Raw genomic sequence first — 16,520 nt, 5'->3', positions numbered from 1 at the left:
GCCATCGCGGCATTCACTGCTGAATCGCAATTTCGGCCTTGACCTAAAGTGCGATGCGCCGCCTACGATCGACCCTGGTCGACACCTGTCGACCCGCACCCCTCGGAAGGAGCAGCCGTCGATGAGAACGACCGCCCGGATAGGTCTGCGAGCGGCAGCCGGTGCCGTGCTCGCGTTGAGCGCCGTCCTCGCCACTCATCCGGTACCCGTGGCGGCCCAGCCCGCCGTCTTCACGCTGTACCTCAGCCCCACCGGCTCGAACAGCAACACCGGCAGCAGTCCCGCCTCGCCGCTGGCCACCCTCGACGGCGCCCAGGCGGCGCTGGTCGCGGCCGATCCGCACACGGACGTCGAGGTACGGATCGGCGCGGGCACCTACGTGGCGACCGGCGCGCCGGCACGCTGGCGGTTCTACGTTCCCGGTCACTCCATCTCGTTCCTGCCCGCGACCTACCGACCGGGCCGGATCACACCGCAGTCCCAGCGGCCGGTCTTCCACGGCCCCGACACCCCGGCGTGGTGGTTCCAGGCGAACCTGCCGGACGGCAGCCCGGGCGGCGACACCAACCTGCGCTTCGTGGACCTGATCGTCGAGCACTACTCGGCCGGCGGCATGACCATCGCCGGACCGACCGGCGTCGACGAGAACGGGGTGGCGGTGCCGACCTCCGCCGGGCTGAACCACAACGTGGTGTCGGGCATGACCTTCCGGGACGGCGGCTCGCTGTACGTGCCGTCGCACTACGGCTGGGGCGCGCTCGACTTCGTCAACTCCAGCGACAACCTGATCGTCGGCAACCTGTTCGAACGCCTGGAGAACTCCGGGGCGGACGGGTTGATGCACGGCGTCTACCTCGCCCACGACAGCAGCCGCAACACCGTGGTCGGCAACCAGTTCGTCGACATCAGCAACGACCCGGTACGCGTGCGCAACGACAGCGACGACAACCGCGTCTACGCCAACGTCTTCGTCCGGGCCGGCGCCGACGGGTTCGTCACCGACTGGTTCTGCGACGCCACCTGCGTAGCGGAGAATCCGGGCCACACCCGGGAGTGCGCCTCGCACGGCAACGTGTTCCACGACAACGAGTTGGTCTCCGGGTACACGGTCAAGCGCCTTGCCGTGTCGCACCTGTTCGTCGGCGACAACGACTACCCCGGCGAGGCCGGGTGCGACAACCACGGGCAGCCGCGGATTCTCGCCTGGTCCAACCACGGCCCCTCGGCCTGACACCGCACGCGCGCCTGCGCCAACCAACGGGTCGGCCCGCGCCGCGACCGTGACGGCCGCGGTTCGCGGGTCGGCCCGGAGGCCGGGGTCTTCGGGCGGGCTCAGCCCTTGATGCCGGACATGGTCACGCCTTCGGCGAAGTACCGCTGCCCCATCAGGTACGCCAGGAAGATTGGCACGAAGGCCACCACCGAGCCGGCCAGCAGCATGTTCAGCGGCACGTTCTGCTGCTGCAGGGAGGCCACGCCCGTGGTCAGCGTGCGCATGCTCTCGCTCTGCCCGATGACCAGCGGCCAGAGGAAGTCGTTCCAGTGCCAGAGGAAGACGAAGATGCCCAGGGTGACCAGGATCGGCCGGATCAGCGGCAGCACGATGGTGCGGTACACCCGCAGCTCCGAGCAGCCGTCGAGCCGGGCGGCCTCGAACAGCGAGTCGGGCAGCGTCTGGATGAACTGGCGCATGAGGAACACCGCCTGGGCGTTGGCCAGGCTGGGCAGGATCAGCCCCCAGTAGGTGTCCACTCCGTTGGCCTTCGCGATGATGATGAAGGTCGGGATCAGGGTGATCTGGTACGGCACCATGAGCATGGCCAGGAACGACCAGAACATCGTCTCCTTGCCCGGGAAGCGTTTCTTGGCGAAGGCGTAGCCGGCCAGCGAGGACAGCAGGAGCACCGCGACCACCGAGACCACCGCGTAGACCAGAGTGTTCAGCGTCCACCGCAACACATTCTGCGCGCCGAGCAACTGATGGTACGCCTCGGTCGACAGCGGCCACGGCCACAGGCTGCGCGGGAACGTCACCGGTCCGGTGGGCCGGAAGGACAGCACCACCATCGCGTAGAACGGGAACAGGGTGACCAGCGCGGCCACCGCGAGAAACACCGCCCGCGCGGCGGTGCCCGCCCGGCCGGGTCGCAACGGCCGGTAGCGCCAGCCGCGACGCCGCGGATGCGCGGCGTCGTCCGTCGGGCGGGCCCGGGTCCCGGGCGGCGCGGAGGTCAGGCTCATTGTTGCCTCCCCAACGTACTGCGCTGGATCAGCGCCACGATCAGGGTCATCACGAACAGCGCCAGACCGATCGCGCTGGCGTACCCCAGGTCGAAATAGTGGAATCCCTGGTCGTAGAGCGCGAAGACCAGGGTGTAGCTGGCCCGCACGGGCCCTCCGCTGGTCATCACGTACACGGTGTCGAAGACCTGGAACGACACCGTGGTCTCGATGACGGCCACGAAGAACAGTGCGGGGCGCAGGTGCGGCAGCACGATGTGACGGAAGCGCTGGACCGGGCCGGCGCCGTCGGTCAGCGCCGCCTCCTCCAGTTCGGTCGGGATGTCCTGCAGCCGGGCGAGCAGGATCAGCATCCCGTACCCGAAGCGGGACCAGACCGAGACGAGTACCAGCGCCGGGATCACCAGCCTGCTGTCGGCAATCCAGGACCCGTGCGGCAGTCCGAGCAGCCGCATGAGACTCGACCACGGACCGTTCGCGGAGAACACCCAGGTGAAGATGACCCCGGCCAGCACCAGGCTGGTGACCACCGGCAGGAAGAAGATGGAGCGCAACAGCTTGGTGCCCCGGAACGATCGGCGCACGAGCAGCGCCATGCCGAGCGCGACGGCCATCGTCAGCGGTACGGCCAGCACCGTGTAGATGACGGTGACCCGCAGGGCCGACCAGAACGTCGGGTCGTCGACCAGGCGGCGGAAGTTCGCCAGGCCCTTCCAGTGCGCCTCACCGCCGATGGCGTAGTCGGTGAAGGCCAGGACACCGCCGGCGATGGCCGGACCGAACCGGAACACGACGAACAGCAGGAAGCAGGGCAGCACGAACAGCAGCCCGGATCGCGCCTCCCGCCAGTTCACCCGGCGCGCGCGGCGCTGTTGCGGCCGGTCTGGCTCGGCGCGCCTCGTGCCGCGCCGCGACCCAGCCCAGTCGTCGCTGACGTTGGCCATCGCTGACCCCCTTGTCTCACGCGGTACGACCCTCAGGCGGCACAGCCTTCATACGGCACGGCCCTCACGCGGCACGGCCGGCCCGCGCCGCCACGACGCGGGCCGGAGCCGCCTGGGAGCCGCCTAGCCCAGCAGCGGCTGGGCGGACTTGGCGGCGGCGCGCAGTGCCTGGTCGCTGCTCTTCTTGCCGAGCAACGCCGCCTGGATCTCCGGAGCCAGCACGCCCATCACGTCACGGGCCTTCGGCTGGATCGGGCCGACCGTGGTCAGCCCGACGTACTTCTCCAGCTCGCCGAGGACCGGGTCGCTGGCGTACAGGCTGCCGGTGGACTTCCTCGGCGAGAAGAAGCTCGACTTGGTGTCGAAGTCCTTCATCACCGTGTCGCTGGTGGCGTAGGAAATCCACTTTCCGGCCGCGGTCTTGTCCTTGGCGCCCTTGAGCATGACCAGCGAGCCCACGGTGCCGTACTGCACCTGCTTGGCGTCCTTGAGCGGCGGCAGGATCTTGATGTTCTCCGCGCCCCAGAACTTCGTGACGTCCTGCGGCGCGAGGTTCCACACGCAGGCCACCTTGTTCTGCGCCACCCGGGTCTGCTCGATGGGAGGCTGCGCGGTCAGCATCGTCTTGTCCACGTAGCCGCCGTCGACCAGTTGCTTGGCGAAGTCGAGTGCGGAACGGCCCGCGTCGCTGTCGAACGCCACCGACTTGCCGTCCGAGCTGAACACGTCACCGCCCGCCTGCCACAGCAGCGGGTAGAAGGTCAGGTTGAGGGTGTTGGACAGGTCGCCGGCGTACTGGGTGACGTCGTACCCCTTGGCCTTGAACTTCGGTGCCATCGCCAGCAGGTCCTGCCAGGTGCTCGGGTAGGTGGTCTGGCCCACCGCGTCGAACACCTTCTTGTCGCACATCAGCGCCTGCACGCTGGTCAGGATCGGTGCGCCGAGCATCTTCCCGTCCAGCGTCACGGACTTGGTCACGTTCGGGTAGTAGTCGGACTTGGTCGCCGAGTCGAGGTACTGGGCGACCGGCTGGATGTTGTTGACGTACTTGGGCAGCTGGTCCGGGATCAGGTACACCACGTCCGGGCCCTTGTTGCCGGCGATCGCCGTGGCCAACGCCTGGTCCCGGTTGGCCCACGGGAAGATCTCCACCTTGACGTCGATGTTCGGGTTCTGCGTCTGGAACGCCTTGACCGTGTCGTTCCAGAACGCGTGGTGCTTCGTGTCGTCGGCGATCACCGGATAGATCCACATGGTGACCGACTGCTTGCCGCCCGAGCCGCCGGACCCGCCGCATGCGACGAGCGACGCGCCCGCGGCGAGTGCCAACGCTATGGCCAAGACGCTCCTGCGCTTGCGCATGTCGTCTTCCTCCCCGGTTGGTGGCGGGGTCACCGGCCAGGACCCTGGCGGATCTCCGCTCGCTTCGCAGCAGAATAACTTACGGTCCGGGCCGATATCTGCCCCCGCGCGACTGTTTCTTGGGTCTAGCGGCCTGCGGACGCGGCCGAAACCCCTCAGTGCGACTGACCGTCGTCGCTCGGGGACGCGGTGAGACCGCCCGGCAGGCCGAACAACTCCACCGCGTTGCGCCAGGCGATCCGCTCCGCGGTCGGGCCGCTGACCCCGGCGCCGATCAGCGACCCCAACGCGCAGGCCGGATCGATGAGGGTGGCGTCGGTGCCGAACATCAGCCGCCGGTCGTCGACCGCCGCGACCACCTCGGCCAGCCGGGCGGCCGGCGCGTGCGAGTAGCACGGCTCCAGGTACAGCCGGTCGCAGGCACGCGCGGCCTCGATGGCGTGGCGCCAGCCGGCCGCGCCCAGGTGCCCGGCCACCGCGCGCAGCCCGGGAACGTCCAGGCAGAGCGCGGCAAGGTCGAGCACAGAGCGATCCCAGGTGTGCACGAGCGCCGGTACCCGGAAATCCGCCACCATGGCCAGCGCGTCGCGCACCTGTGGCGAGGTGATCGGCGAGCCGGTGTACTCGGTGTGCAGCTTCGCCCCGACGAAGCGGCCGGTGGACAGCAGCTCACGCAGGTCCCGCTCGCCGGCCTGCAGCCGGCGGGGGTTGACCGTGACGTACCCGTAGAGCCGATCGGTGGTGGTCAGCGCCTCGGCGAGGGCGCGGTTGCCGGACGGAGCGTCGTACTGCACCGCCGTACTGGAGGAGACGATCGCCCGGTCGATGCCGTACCGGTCCATGACGGCGAGGTTCGCCGCCGTGCCGGAGGCGCCCGCGGTGAAGAACCACGGGCCCCAGTGCGCGTGCACGTCGATGATCACGTTGGCTCCCCGGTCGTCATCGGGGCGAGCAGCGCCCGGGCATTGCCGCCCGCGACGAGGGCGATCTGTTCGGCGGACAGGCCGCTGCGCGCCAGGCGCAGCCGGGGCACGGCGACCTCGTCGAAGGGGGTACGGGAGCCGAACAGCAGGCGGTGCGCGCCGACCGACTCCGCCACCAGCTCCAGCCCGTCGGGCGAGTTGAGCAGCCGCGTCGAGGTGTGGAAGCCCGGCTCGTCGCGGGCCACCAGCAAGAAGTCGCCCAGATGGTAGAAGTGCGTGTCGAGGAAGACCACCCTGGCGCCCAGGCCCGCGTACGGCCGCCAGAACCGCCGCACGTCGCCGCCGGACAGGATGACCAGCCCGAGCCCGGTCGCGTGCCGGGCGACGTGGCGCATCGACGGGAAGTCGGGCTCGATCCCCTGTTCGTCGGGGAACAGCCGGACCGCACCGATCCCCCGGCCGACCACGCGTTCCAGCTCGGCCAGCGCGCCGAGGGGGTCGCGCAGGTCCACCGCGGCGACCGGCAGCACGTCCGGGGCGGTCATCGCGAGCACCTCGTCGTTGCCGGCGCGGGCATCCGACAGCGCCGCGCGCAGGCTGGCCACGGCGGCGGTGGCCACACCCTCGGTATGGATCGGGCGGGCCGGCTCGGGCCGGTCGGGGTATGCCCCGGCGAGCACGTCGATGTCCAGGGCGATGGGCATGGTCGCGTCGGCCCGGAGAGCGTCGAAGCTCATGCCGCCCGGCCCCGGTCGGCTCCCGTGCCGCTCACCTGTTTCAGGGCGCGCAGCGTGTGGTCCCGGTCGTCCGGCCCCAGCTCCGGTCCGAAGTGGTCGGTGGCGAAGCCGGCCGGGATGCGGCCCTCGGCCGCGGCGATCCACAGCATCCGCTGCACGTACCCGTCGACCGGTTCGGCGAAGGTCGCCGCGGCGAACCGGTCGAGCCGGGCGGAGCCGGCCACGAACTCCGGGTACCGGCGCTCCGCGAAGGCCCGCAGCACTCCGGCGCTCGCCGGTACCGCCGCGGCCGCGATCCCCACCAACGCCGCCTGCGCGCCCCACAGCAGGGAGGCGCCGAACATCCGGTCCTCCCCGGTCACGGCCAGCCGGCCGGCGGCCGTGCACGCGGCGATCCCGGCCTGGCAGGCGACCGCGTCGTCGAGCCTCGCCACCTTCAGCGCGGCGACCCCGGGATGGGCCAGCAGCTCGGCGAGCAGCGTGGCCGGGTACGGGTTGGAATACAGATCGAAGGCGATCATCGGTAGGCCGGACGCGCACCAGATCGCGTCGTGTACGGCGACCGGATCCGGCCGGCGCGCGCCGCGATCCGGCGCTGTGCCGACCCCGCGATCCGGCGCTGTGCCCGCGCCGCGCTCCGGCGCCACACCGGGGCCGGGCGGCGGCGCGAAGACCAGCAGGCCGGCGGCGCCGAGCCGGGCGGCGCTCTCGGCGTCGCCCGGACCCGTCACGCCCACGACGACCGGCACCCCGGTGGCGACCGCGGTGGCGATGACGGCCTCCCGGGTCGACCCGTCCAGGAACGGCCCCCGACCGGTGTGCGCCAGCACGGCGAGCCCGTCCGCGCGATCCGCGACCAACCCGTTCAGGTAGCGGTGCAGCACCTGCCGGTCCACGGCCCGGTCGCTGGACAGTGGGGTGGCCGCCGCGGCGATCAGCCGCCACCGCAGCCGCTCGCGCAGCCGGGCGGCTGCGGGGTCGAGGTGCGGCTGGCTCACGAGGTCTCCCGGTGAGCGTCCACGATCGCCGCGGCGATCGCGTCCACGTGCCGGTCCGTGTACCGCTCGTTCCAGTCGATCACCACGAGCCCGTTCGCGACCAGCTCCTCGGCCACCGGGCACAGCCCCGGCCCATACCCGGAGGTCAGCGGGTACCGGGACTCGCCGTAGACCGGGGCACCGGTCAGCGCCGGCGCACAGTGCAACGGTTCGTCGAGGTACCCGGCCCGCGCCGGGATCCCCGCCCGGACCAGCGCGCGGGCGAACGCGGCGGAGTCCAGCGGCGGGCGCAAAACCAGTGGCAGCAGCCACCACGCGTGGGCCTCGACGTCGCGGGCCAGGTGCACGCCGGGCAGCTCGCCGACGGCCGCCAGCAGCCGTGCCGCGGCCGCCCGCCGGGCCGCCAGGACCCCGGGCAGCTTGGCGAGCTGGGCTCGGGCCACGGCGCCGCACAGCTCGCTCATCCGGTAGTTCAGTCCGAAGCTGACGTGGTGCCGGCCGGTGTCCCGTGGCCACCCCTTGTCCGAGAACAGCCGCATCCGCCGGGCCAGCTCGGCGGAGTCGGTGATGGCCAGGCCCCCGTCGCCGCAGGTGATGTGCTTCCACTGCTGGAGGCTGAAACAGCCGATCGCGCCGCCGGTGCCGACCAGCCGCCCGTCCGGGTAGCGGGCCAGCCATGCCTGGGCGCAGTCCTCGATGACCGCGATCCCGTACCGGTCGGCGACGGCGCGCAGTCGCGTCATCGCGGCCGGCGCGCCGAACAGGTGCACCGGGAGGATCGCCCGGGTACGGGGACCGATCAGCTCGGCCACCCGATCCGGGTCGAGGTTGCCGGTCAACGGGTCGACATCGGCGAACACCGGCACCGCGTTCTGCGCGAGAATCGGGCCGACGGTGCCGAAATCGCTGATCGGTGACGTGATGATCTCGTCACCCGGGTCGGGCGCCACCGCGGCCACGGCGACGTGCAGCGCGGCGGTGCCGGAGCTGACCGCCACCGCGTACCGGACACCGTGCAGCCGCGCCATCTCCTCCTCCAGCGCGCGCACCTCGGTGCCCCAGACCGCGTTGAGCATGCCGGAGCGGATGACTCGGGTGACGCCTTCGATCTCCTCCTCGCCGAGAGTGCGACCGCCGGCGTTCATCAGGCTCGGAAAGGGCTCCCTGACCGGTTGCGCCGACTGGGTCGGATAGGACATGCGCGCTCCCCGGGTGCACCTAATACCGGACCTGACCGTAATCTGAGAGACAGTGGGTCAGCAAGAGAGACGGGATGGCATCGTGGACATCGAGATCGGGGTGGTCGGCCCCCACGACCTCGTCGATGACGTGGCCGCGGTCTGTGAGCAGCAGCCGGGAGTGACCGCCTGGCGCTTCGACTACGACCACGAATCCCAGGCGCCGGCGCTCGTCGAGGCGCACGCCGCCCGGGTCGAGGCGTGGCTGTTCACCGGCGTGGTCCCGTACACCCTGGCCCGGGAGGCCGGGACGCTGACCCGACCGGCGGTCTTCGTCGACTACACCGGCGACACGCTGCTGCAGGCGGCGGTGGCGCTGCTGCGCGACGGGCACGACGTCGCCCGGGTCTCGGTCGACACCCTCGCCTCGGCCGACGTCACCGCGACGCTGACCGGGGCCGGGATCTCCACCGCCAAGGTGCGCACGCTGCCGTACCGGGCCGGGCTGGACTCCGCCGACGTGGTCGCCTTCCACCGCCGTACCCGTCGCGGGGCGGACGGTACGGTGGCCGCCGTCACCTGCCTCAGCTCCGCCTACGAGGTACTGCGCGACGAGATGCCGGCCCTGCGGCTGGTCCCGTCGACGCACTCGGTGCGCATCGCGCTGCGGCAGCTGATGCTGCAGGCGGACAGCCAGTTGCAGGAGGACGCCCAGATCGCGCTCGGCCTCGTCGAGCTGGACGGTGGCGACGACGGCCTGCTCAAGGAGGCCGCCGCGCTGGGTGGCAGCCTGGCCCGCTACACCGGGGGTACGCACCTGCTGGTCACCACGCGCGGCCCGCTGTACGAGGCCAGCGGCGGGTTCACCGCGCTGCCCATGCTCGCCCGGCTGGCCGATCGGCACGAACGCGTGCATATCGGGCTGGGACTGGGGCGCAACGCGGCCGAGGCGGAGAGCCTGGCGCGGCGGGCACTTGCCCGGGCCAGGCGGATCGGGCCGGTCGCCGCCGTGGTCTCGCTGCGCGGCGACACCGACATGGTGCTGGAGACCACCGCCGGCTCCCCGGCCGGCTCCCCCGCCGAGCCGGCCAACCTGGCGGTCATCGCCCAACGGGTCGGGCTGTCGGTCCCCACCCTCCAGCGACTGCGCGCGGTGCACGTGGCCGCCGGCGCTGACCCGCTGACGACCCGAGAGGTCGCCGAGCGGCTCGGCGTTCAACAACGGACCGCACGGCGCATGCTGCACCGGCTGGAGCTGGCCGGGCTGGCCGAGCGCATCGGCAACCTGACCCTGGGCGCGTCCGGGCGCCCGCTGACGCTGTACCGCCTCCTGCTGTAACCCACCGGTCACGCCGCGGCGAACCCGCCGGTCACGCCAGCCACCGGTCGAGGTTGGCGGCGACGAAGTCGTCGTCGCGCAGGTGCGGGTACGCCGCCCAGACCCGGTCCAGCTCGGCGAGTTGCCCGACCGACAGCTGCTCGTCCGGGTCCAGGCACCACCGGCCGGCCAACAGCCCCTGGCGCCGCAACACCTCATGGATGCCCGGGATGCAGCCCCGGAAGTCGTTCGCCGCGTCGAAGATGGCGGCATTCGCGTCGGTGAGCTGACCGTCCACGCACATCAGCCGGCGCAGCGCGGCGTCGTCACCGGCCCGCGCGCTGGCCGCCTCGTCGAGCAGGCCGACCGCCCGGTGTACCCAGACCGCCCACTGCCCGAGCAGGCCGCCGACGAACTCCACGTCCACCACCCGGCCGTCGACCACCACCCGGTGCCTCGCCACCAGATCGCCCAGGATGTGGTCGTCGTTGCCGGTGTAGAGCGCCAGGTCGCCGGCCCGACCGGCCCGGCACACCCCGTGCAGGACGTCCAGCGTCCGGTACCGGTCGAACGGTGCGACCTTGATGCCGACCACCGATTCGACCGAGGCCAGCCGCGTCCAGTAGTCGCGGGACAGCTCCCGGCCGCCGACCGCCCGCTGCAGGTAGAACCCGACCACCGGGAGGACTTCGCCGACCGCCCTGGCCCGGTCGATCAGCGCGTCCTCGTCCAGGTCGGCGACCGGCGACAGCAGCACCATGTGATAGCCCAGCCGGGCCGCCAACTCGGCCTCGGCGACCGCCGCGGCGGTGTCGCCCACGACGCCGGCCACCAGCACGGTGCCGCGTCCCGGCTGCCCGGCCGCGGCCTGGCGGGCGCAGTCCGCGGCCAGTTCCAGCACCGGCTCGAGCAGGCCGTGGCCCGGCTGGTGGATGGCGAACTGGGTGGTGTGCACGCCGACCGCGAGGCCGCCCGCGCCGGCATCCAGGTAGTACCGGCTCAACGCCCGCTGGCGCCGCTCGTCCAGGTGCCGGTCCTCGGTCAACGCCAGCGGGTGCGCCGGGATCACGCAGCCACGCCGGAATGCCTCCAGGGCCGCCGCGGACGGATCGCTCGTCGTCGTGGTCACGACCGTGCCACCCTCGGGTCGCCGATCCGCCGCCATCAGAACCGACCGTCGCGCTGCTGGAAGTGGGTCGGCTTGCCGTGCAGCGGCAGCCCGGCGGACACCCAGCCGGCGATCTGTTCGATGAGTTCGGCGGGCGTCACGTCGGGGTACCCGAACAGGCCGTGGCAGCGCTGCGCGTTGGACAGCAGGGCGGTGGCCGCCTCGGTGCCGACCAGTACCGGAGCCCTGCTCAGGGCAGCCCCCATCGCCAGGGCCGCCTGCCGTACCGACAACGTCTCCGGTCCGGTCACGTTCAGCACGAAGGGCGGCACCGCCGCGTGGTGGAACGCGCGCAGCGTGACTTCGTTGGCGTAACCCTGCCAGACCACGTTGGCGTGCCCCATCGAGAGGTCGATCGGCCGGCCCGCGTGCACCGCCGAGGCGATGTCCACCAGCACGCCGTAGCGCATCTCCACGGCGTAGTTCAGCCGGATGAACGCCATCGGGGTGGCGTCGCGCTCGGCGAAATGGGCCAGGACGCGTTCCCGGCCAAGGCAGCTCATCGCATATTCGCCGACCGGGCCGACCGGGGTCTGCTCGGTGCACCCGCCGGAGGTGACCGGCACCAGCGGGTACACGTTGCCGGTGGACAGCGCGACGATCCGGGATCCGGCGAAGCGCGCCGCCACCCGGCCGGGCAGGTACGTGTTCGTGGCCCAGGTGGCATGCTCCCGCCCGGAGGTGCCGAACTTCGACCCGGCCAGAAGCACCACGTTCGCGGCGTCGGGCAGGCCGGCCAGAGCCCCGTCGTCAGCGAGGTCCGCGGCGATCACCCGGGCACCTTCCGCGCTCAGGGTTTCGGCCAGGCCCGCCTCGGAGAATCGGGAAACCGCGAAGACCTTCGCGCCGGTACCGGCGGCAGCCACCGCCCGCACCGCCAACCGCACCAGACTCGGCCCCAGCTTGCCGCCGGCCCCCAGGACCAGAATGTCGCCGTCCAGCTTGGCCAGGTCGCCGACGAGCCCGGTGCGCGGCCGGGACAGCCGCTCCTCCAGCTCCGCCACCGAGTGCAGCATCCATCCTCCCCGCCGATTAACGGTCCTGACCGTAACCGGCGATCGGTGGCAGCGTCAAGCACTCTCGCGGCCGGGCGGGCGAGTGCGGCGCCTCCTGGCCTGTCCGTCCTCAGTGGACGGACAAGCTACGACCAATCTGGCTCGACGCGTCTGACGCCGCGCCGCGACCCAGACCAGTCCGCGGGGTGCCGTGGGAGAACAGCGATCCCGGGCGGATTTGACGACGCTTTCTAACACCGTTAGATTGTGTCTAACACCGTTAGAAAGAGGGTCGGCGCATGGCACCCCGACAGCGGCGCAAGGCTGAACAGCCCAGAAACGAACAGCCCAGAAACGAACAGCCCAGAAACGAACAGCTCAGCCAGGAGGCCATCCGCGCCGCCGCGCTCGAACTGGTCGACGAGCAGGGCTTCGCGGCGCTGTCCATGCGCACGCTCGGCGCTCGCCTCGGCGTCAAGGCCGCCTCGCTCTACTACCACGTGCCCAACCGGGCCGCGCTGCTGCGCCTCATCGCCGACAGCATCGCCACGGAGGCGCTCGGGGCCACCCGCGAGGGCCTCGACTGGCGCACCCTGTTGACCCGACTGGCGACCGACCTGCGCCGCACCCTCAGCGCGCATCCGGGCGCCGCCGTCATCGTCGCGACCCAAGACGTCTCCCCGCAGGTCTACGAGCCCGTGGTGCCGGCCGTCCTGTCCACCGCCCACGAGTCGCTCGACCTCACCGACGACGAGGCGCTGTATCTGGTCCAGTCCCTCTACATCCTGGTCACCGGCCACGCGCTGGCGGAGTTCGGCGACGCGCCGCAGCCTCCCGCCGCGCCCGCCGAGTACTACAACGCGTGGTTCGACATCGCCGTGTCCACGTTCCTCGACGGGATCGCGGCCCGCTACGCCCGCTAATCCACCTAACTACAAAGGAACTCCGATGTTCGCTCCGGCGCTCGTGCTGCTCATCGCCGCACTGCTCTACTTCCTCGTCACCACGTTCGTGGACCTCCACCCGCTCAACAACGTGCGCGACTCGAAGCGATCCGAACGGATCACCGAGGCCGCCATCAACGGGCCGGTGATGGCGCTGCCGGCGGTCCTGCTGGTACTCGCGGCCGCGCTGTCGCTACCCGTACTCGCCTACGCCGGCGGCGCCATGGAGGCGCTCATCGCCGCCGGCGGGTTGAGCCTGTGGTGGCTGCCGTACCTGGCCGGGAAGACCGTGCCGTGGGCGACCGCGGGCACCGGCGTGTCCTGGACGGAGCTGCACTCCCGCACGTACGCGCACACGGTCACCGTGCTGCCCCGCATCGGCGACCGACCCCGGCCGAACCTCGAACACATGATCCTGCACAGCCTGATCCTGCTCGGCGCGGTCTTCACTCTGGTCGCGGCGGCCTCGCTGTGACCACCGACGACCAGACCGTTGACGTGCGTTCGCGTCGCCGAACCAGGCGTGCAGGACGCCTTCAGCCTTGCCGGCACAGGCGGCGGTAGGCGCCCGGCGGCATGCCATTAGGCCGCCTTGTACGCCCGACGGGTCAGTCGCGGTCGGTGTTGTTGAGATACGTGAGGATCGCGATGACCCGCCGGTGCCCACCGTCGGTCGGGGGCAGGTCGAGCTTGTTGAAGATGTTGCCGATGTGCTTGCTGACCGCCCGTTCGGTGATGACGAGCCGCTCGGCGATGCCGGGGTTGGCGTGCCCCTCGGCCATCAGGGACAGCACCTCCAGTTCGCGGGGGCTGAGCCGGGCCAGCGGGCTGGCCTGCCGGGCTGCGACGAGTTGCGCGACGACCTGCGGATCCATGGCGGTACCGCCGCCGGCGACCCGGCCCAGTGCGTCGAGGAAGTTCTCCACCCGGGACACCCGGTCCTTCAGCAGGTAGCCGACCGCGCCCTGGCCGTCGGCCAGCAGCTCGGCGGCGTAGACGCGCTCGACGTACTGCGAGAGCACCAGCACCGGCAGGCCGGGGTACCGGCGGCGTGCGGTCAGCGCCGCGCGCAGCCCTTCGTCGCGAAAGCTCGGCGGCATCCGGACATCCACCACCGCGACGTCCGGTGGTCGGCAGTCGACCGCGGCGAGAAAGTCCTCCGGCGTGCCGACGGCGGCGCTCACCTCGAAGCCGGCGGTGGACAGCAGCAGCTTGAGTCCCTCCTGGAGCAGCACGTTGTCTTCGGCGATCACGACGCGCACGGCAACTCCACCCGTAGTCTCGTGGGCCCGCCCCTCGGGCTGTCCAGACCGACGCACCCGTCCAGTGCGGCCACCCGGCGGCGGATCCCCGACAGGCCCGTCCCGCGGCTCTCATCGGCGCCGCCTGCGCCATTGTCGTCGACCCGGACGAGAAGGCGCGCACCGTCGTGCTCCAGGCACAGGCTCGCCGTGGTGGCGCCGCTGTGTTTGGCGATGTTCGTCAACGCCTCGGCGATGACGAAGTACGCGGCGCTCTCCACCGCGGGCAGCAGCCGTCCCATCGGGTCGATCCGCGTCTCCACCGGTACCGGGCAGGCCACCGCGAGCGCGTCGACCGCCCCGGAGAGGCCACGGTCGGCGAGGATCGGCGGGTAGACGCCCCGCACGACGTGGCGCATCTCCTCCAGGGCATCCTCGACGCCGGAGCGAGCCCGCTCGATGAGCTGATCGGCGAGCTGCGGGGCGGCGCTGCGCTGCCCCTGTGCGACACCGAGCTGGATCGCGATCGCCACGAGCCGGGCCTGGACACCGTCGTGCAGGTCACGTTCGATGCGGCGCAGCTCCGCGGCGTGGGCGTCGAGCGCGCCGGCACGGGTGGCGGACAGCTCCTCGACTCGGCGGGACAGCTGACCGTGCGCGGACGGTGCGAGCAGCACCCGGTACGCGGTGGCCAGGGCACTACCCAGGATCGGGATGCCGTACCGCAGCGCGACGAGCGAGGCGAAGCCCGTCAGAGCCGGTACCGCCAGCGCCCGCGACCAGCTCGTGATCGGGATGAAGAAGGTCATCGGCGCCTCCGGCGCGGCGACCCACCAGAACAACGGAGTGCTCAGCCCGCCGACGGCCAGTACGCACAGGGCCGGAACGCACAGGGCGGCCGGCAACCCGACCGCCGCGTGCAGCACCAGCCAGGCCAGCTCCCGCGGCGTCGCCGGGTCGCGCAGCGCGGCACGCAACCGGACCACGACGGAGCCGGAGTCCGGTGGTGCGCCCTGCGGAATCGCGGCGCCGAGCAGCCGGCCAGCGCTCCGGCGCTGCCCGTCGGCCAGCGACCGGACCATCCGTAGCACCCACGCCAACACCGGGACGCCGATGCCCACGAGGCTGAGCACCGCCGACCCGACGAGGCCGGCCAGCACCAGCGCGGCCACTGTCGCGCTCAACCCGCCGGCCAGCAGGTACCGCGCACTCCTCGCCGCCCTTGCCACGCCCCTCATTGTGCTACCGGCGTGACCCGCGCCGGGAGGCACTGCCGCGCCGCGCCGCGAACCCACCGCGGCGCGGCACGAACGGTGACCCCGGGTCGAACCCGGTCAGACCGCGCTCGGGTAGAGCTGGGCGACCCCGCCGGCCAGGCTCGCCTGTATCTGGCGCGCGTCATTGTCGGCGAGGATTTCGACCGAGCCCGCTTCGAGGGCGTCGAGCGACAGCGCCGCGATCACGGCGGGATCGCTCTTGGGAGCGTCGACGAACGCGACCATGTCGGTATCCAGGTATCCGACGTGCAGGGCGGTGACCTGCGTACCCTGTGCCGCGAGTTCGATGCGCAGGGCATTGGTCAGTGACCACTGCGCGGACTTCGCCGCGGCGTAGCCGCTGTATCCCGGAAAGGTCACCCACGACAGCACGGACAACACGTTGAGGATCGCGCCGCCACCGCTGGCGGCCAGCTGCGGGGCGAACGCCCGACTCATCGCCAGCGTGCCGAAGTAATGGGTCTCCATCTCCAGCCGGATGTCCTTCAGCGAGCCGTCGGAAGCCGACGCGCCCGTGTAGGAACCCGCGTTGTTGACCAGCAGCGAAACTCCCGACACCGTCTCCGCCGCCGCGGCCACCGACGCGGCATCTGTCACATCGATGGTCACCGGGATGACACCCGGCACGTCCAGTGACGCGACGTTGCGGACGCCGCCATAGACGGTGGCGCCCCGGGCCACGAGCTGCTCCGCGAACCGCCTGCCCAGTCCGCGGTTGGCGCCTGTGACAAGGGCCGTACATCCGTCGATCTTCATCGTTTCTCCTCGATCTGTATCCACGCCCGGCGATGTCCTGGTGTCAGGCTGCCGGGCAGTCGTGATATGCCTCGATGAGCCACCGTCCCGCGTGCTGGGACAGCACCCAGGTGGCGAGCGACCACCGGTCGGCGGAGGGCTCGGTCTCCCCCGGGAAGGCCGTTCCGCTCCGGCTGGTCACGATGGCCGTGGTGGCGTTGGGAAAGCGCACCTTCCGCACCTGGTGGATGCGCCGGGAACCCTTGAGCTGCGCAGCGAACGCCTCCGCCATCCTGGTGCGGATTTCCGCCTTGTCCGGCAGGAGAAAACCGGGCAGGATCGCGGTCGCATCCTCGGCGTAGTGGTCGACGAACGCCGCCGCGTCGTTGTCCGCCCATGCCTGCGATACGGCCTCGATGACCGCGCGCACCGCTCGCTCGTCCCCTGTCGGTTCCATGT

General features: G+C 71.5%; 17 protein-coding genes. 4 read left to right on the top strand and 13 right to left on the bottom strand.

From position 1 onward, the window contains the following. Positions 1-121 precede the first annotated feature (121 nt). Positions 122-1,231, top strand: coding sequence for a right-handed parallel beta-helix repeat-containing protein (locus Raf01_RS39255; RefSeq protein WP_203923188.1), 1,110 nt, complete (start codon positions 122-124; stop codon positions 1,229-1,231). A gap of 101 nt (positions 1,232-1,332) precedes the next feature. On the opposite strand, the gene Raf01_RS39250 is transcribed toward Raf01_RS39255, so the two are convergent. From Raf01_RS39250 to Raf01_RS39220, 7 genes are all read right to left on the bottom strand, one after another. Then, positions 1,333-2,241 carry a carbohydrate ABC transporter permease gene (locus Raf01_RS39250; RefSeq protein WP_203923187.1) on the bottom strand — a complete coding sequence of 303 codons (909 nt, stop codon included), beginning with the start codon at positions 2,239-2,241 and terminating at the stop codon, positions 1,333-1,335. After that, positions 2,238-3,185 carry a carbohydrate ABC transporter permease gene (locus Raf01_RS39245; RefSeq protein ID WP_203923186.1) on the bottom strand — a complete coding sequence of 316 codons (948 nt, stop codon included), beginning with the start codon at positions 3,183-3,185 and terminating at the stop codon, positions 2,238-2,240. Before Raf01_RS39245 ends, Raf01_RS39250 begins: the two co-directional genes overlap by 4 nt. 123 nt (positions 3,186-3,308) lie before the next feature. Beyond that, positions 3,309-4,547, bottom strand: coding sequence for an ABC transporter substrate-binding protein (locus Raf01_RS39240; protein ID WP_203923185.1), 1,239 nt, complete (start codon positions 4,545-4,547; stop codon positions 3,309-3,311). Between the two features lie 155 nt (positions 4,548-4,702). Further along, entirely contained in the window at positions 4,703-5,470 is a 768-nt protein-coding gene (locus Raf01_RS39235) for an amidohydrolase family protein (protein WP_203923184.1), read from the bottom strand. Next, complete coding sequence (locus tag Raf01_RS39230; protein ID WP_203923183.1) at positions 5,467-6,207, bottom strand: amidohydrolase family protein; 741 nt, start codon at positions 6,205-6,207, stop codon at positions 5,467-5,469. Before Raf01_RS39230 ends, Raf01_RS39235 begins: the two co-directional genes overlap by 4 nt. Then, positions 6,204-7,205, bottom strand: a complete 1,002-nt coding sequence (locus tag Raf01_RS39225; RefSeq protein WP_203923182.1) for a dihydrodipicolinate synthase family protein — start codon at positions 7,203-7,205, stop codon at positions 6,204-6,206. The genes Raf01_RS39230 and Raf01_RS39225 overlap by 4 nt, the downstream gene beginning before the upstream one ends. Further along, positions 7,202-8,404, bottom strand: a complete 1,203-nt coding sequence (locus Raf01_RS39220; RefSeq protein WP_203923181.1) for a DegT/DnrJ/EryC1/StrS family aminotransferase — start codon at positions 8,402-8,404, stop codon at positions 7,202-7,204. Before Raf01_RS39220 ends, Raf01_RS39225 begins: the two co-directional genes overlap by 4 nt. A gap of 82 nt (positions 8,405-8,486) precedes the next feature. On the opposite strand from Raf01_RS39220, the gene Raf01_RS39215 reads away from it, so the two are divergent. Next, positions 8,487-9,722, top strand: coding sequence for a response regulator (locus Raf01_RS39215; RefSeq protein WP_203923180.1), 1,236 nt, complete (start codon positions 8,487-8,489; stop codon positions 9,720-9,722). A 31-nt stretch (positions 9,723-9,753) separates the two neighbouring features. On the opposite strand, the gene Raf01_RS39210 is transcribed toward Raf01_RS39215, so the two are convergent. After that, positions 9,754-10,830 carry a dihydrodipicolinate synthase family protein gene (locus Raf01_RS39210; RefSeq protein ID WP_203923179.1) on the bottom strand — a complete coding sequence of 359 codons (1,077 nt, stop codon included), beginning with the start codon at positions 10,828-10,830 and terminating at the stop codon, positions 9,754-9,756. 35 nt (positions 10,831-10,865) lie between these two features. Further along, positions 10,866-11,885, bottom strand: a complete 1,020-nt coding sequence (locus Raf01_RS39205) for an NAD-dependent epimerase/dehydratase family protein (RefSeq protein ID WP_203923178.1) — start codon at positions 11,883-11,885, stop codon at positions 10,866-10,868. Positions 11,886-12,163: 278 nt separating this feature from the next. Here Raf01_RS39205 and Raf01_RS39200 point away from each other — a divergent pair, with 278 nt between their 5' ends. Next, complete coding sequence (locus Raf01_RS39200) at positions 12,164-12,787, top strand: TetR/AcrR family transcriptional regulator (RefSeq protein ID WP_203923177.1); 624 nt, start codon at positions 12,164-12,166, stop codon at positions 12,785-12,787. Positions 12,788-12,812: 25 nt separating this feature from the next. Continuing rightward, the gene (locus Raf01_RS39195) at positions 12,813-13,283 is read left to right on the top strand and encodes a hypothetical protein (protein ID WP_203923176.1); all 471 of its coding nucleotides are present in this window, start codon (positions 12,813-12,815) and stop codon (positions 13,281-13,283) included. Positions 13,284-13,416: 133 nt separating this feature from the next. Here Raf01_RS39195 and Raf01_RS39190 read toward each other — a convergent pair whose 3' ends face one another. The 4 genes from Raf01_RS39190 to Raf01_RS39175 all read right to left on the bottom strand — a co-directional run bounded on the left by Raf01_RS39190 (position 13,417) and on the right by Raf01_RS39175 (position 16,518). Beyond that, positions 13,417-14,070, bottom strand: a complete 654-nt coding sequence (locus Raf01_RS39190) for a response regulator transcription factor (protein ID WP_203923175.1) — start codon at positions 14,068-14,070, stop codon at positions 13,417-13,419. Further along, a complete protein-coding gene (locus tag Raf01_RS39185; protein ID WP_239134314.1) occupies positions 14,058-15,278 on the bottom strand; it encodes a sensor histidine kinase in 1,221 nt (406 codons plus the stop codon). Before Raf01_RS39185 ends, Raf01_RS39190 begins: the two co-directional genes overlap by 13 nt. 105 nt (positions 15,279-15,383) lie before the next feature. Further along, on the bottom strand, positions 15,384-16,082 hold the full coding sequence (locus Raf01_RS39180) for an SDR family oxidoreductase (protein ID WP_203923173.1): 699 nt from the start codon (positions 16,080-16,082) through the stop codon (positions 15,384-15,386). A gap of 43 nt (positions 16,083-16,125) precedes the next feature. Further along, complete coding sequence (locus Raf01_RS39175; RefSeq protein WP_203923172.1) at positions 16,126-16,518, bottom strand: SgcJ/EcaC family oxidoreductase; 393 nt, start codon at positions 16,516-16,518, stop codon at positions 16,126-16,128. Positions 16,519-16,520: the final 2 nt, after the last annotated feature.

Origin of the sequence: Rugosimonospora africana, from assembly GCF_016862975.1 — a bacterium.
Classification (GTDB): domain Bacteria; phylum Actinomycetota; class Actinomycetes; order Mycobacteriales; family Micromonosporaceae; genus Rugosimonospora; species Rugosimonospora africana.
This window is presented reverse-complemented; position numbering and strand designations above follow the sequence as displayed.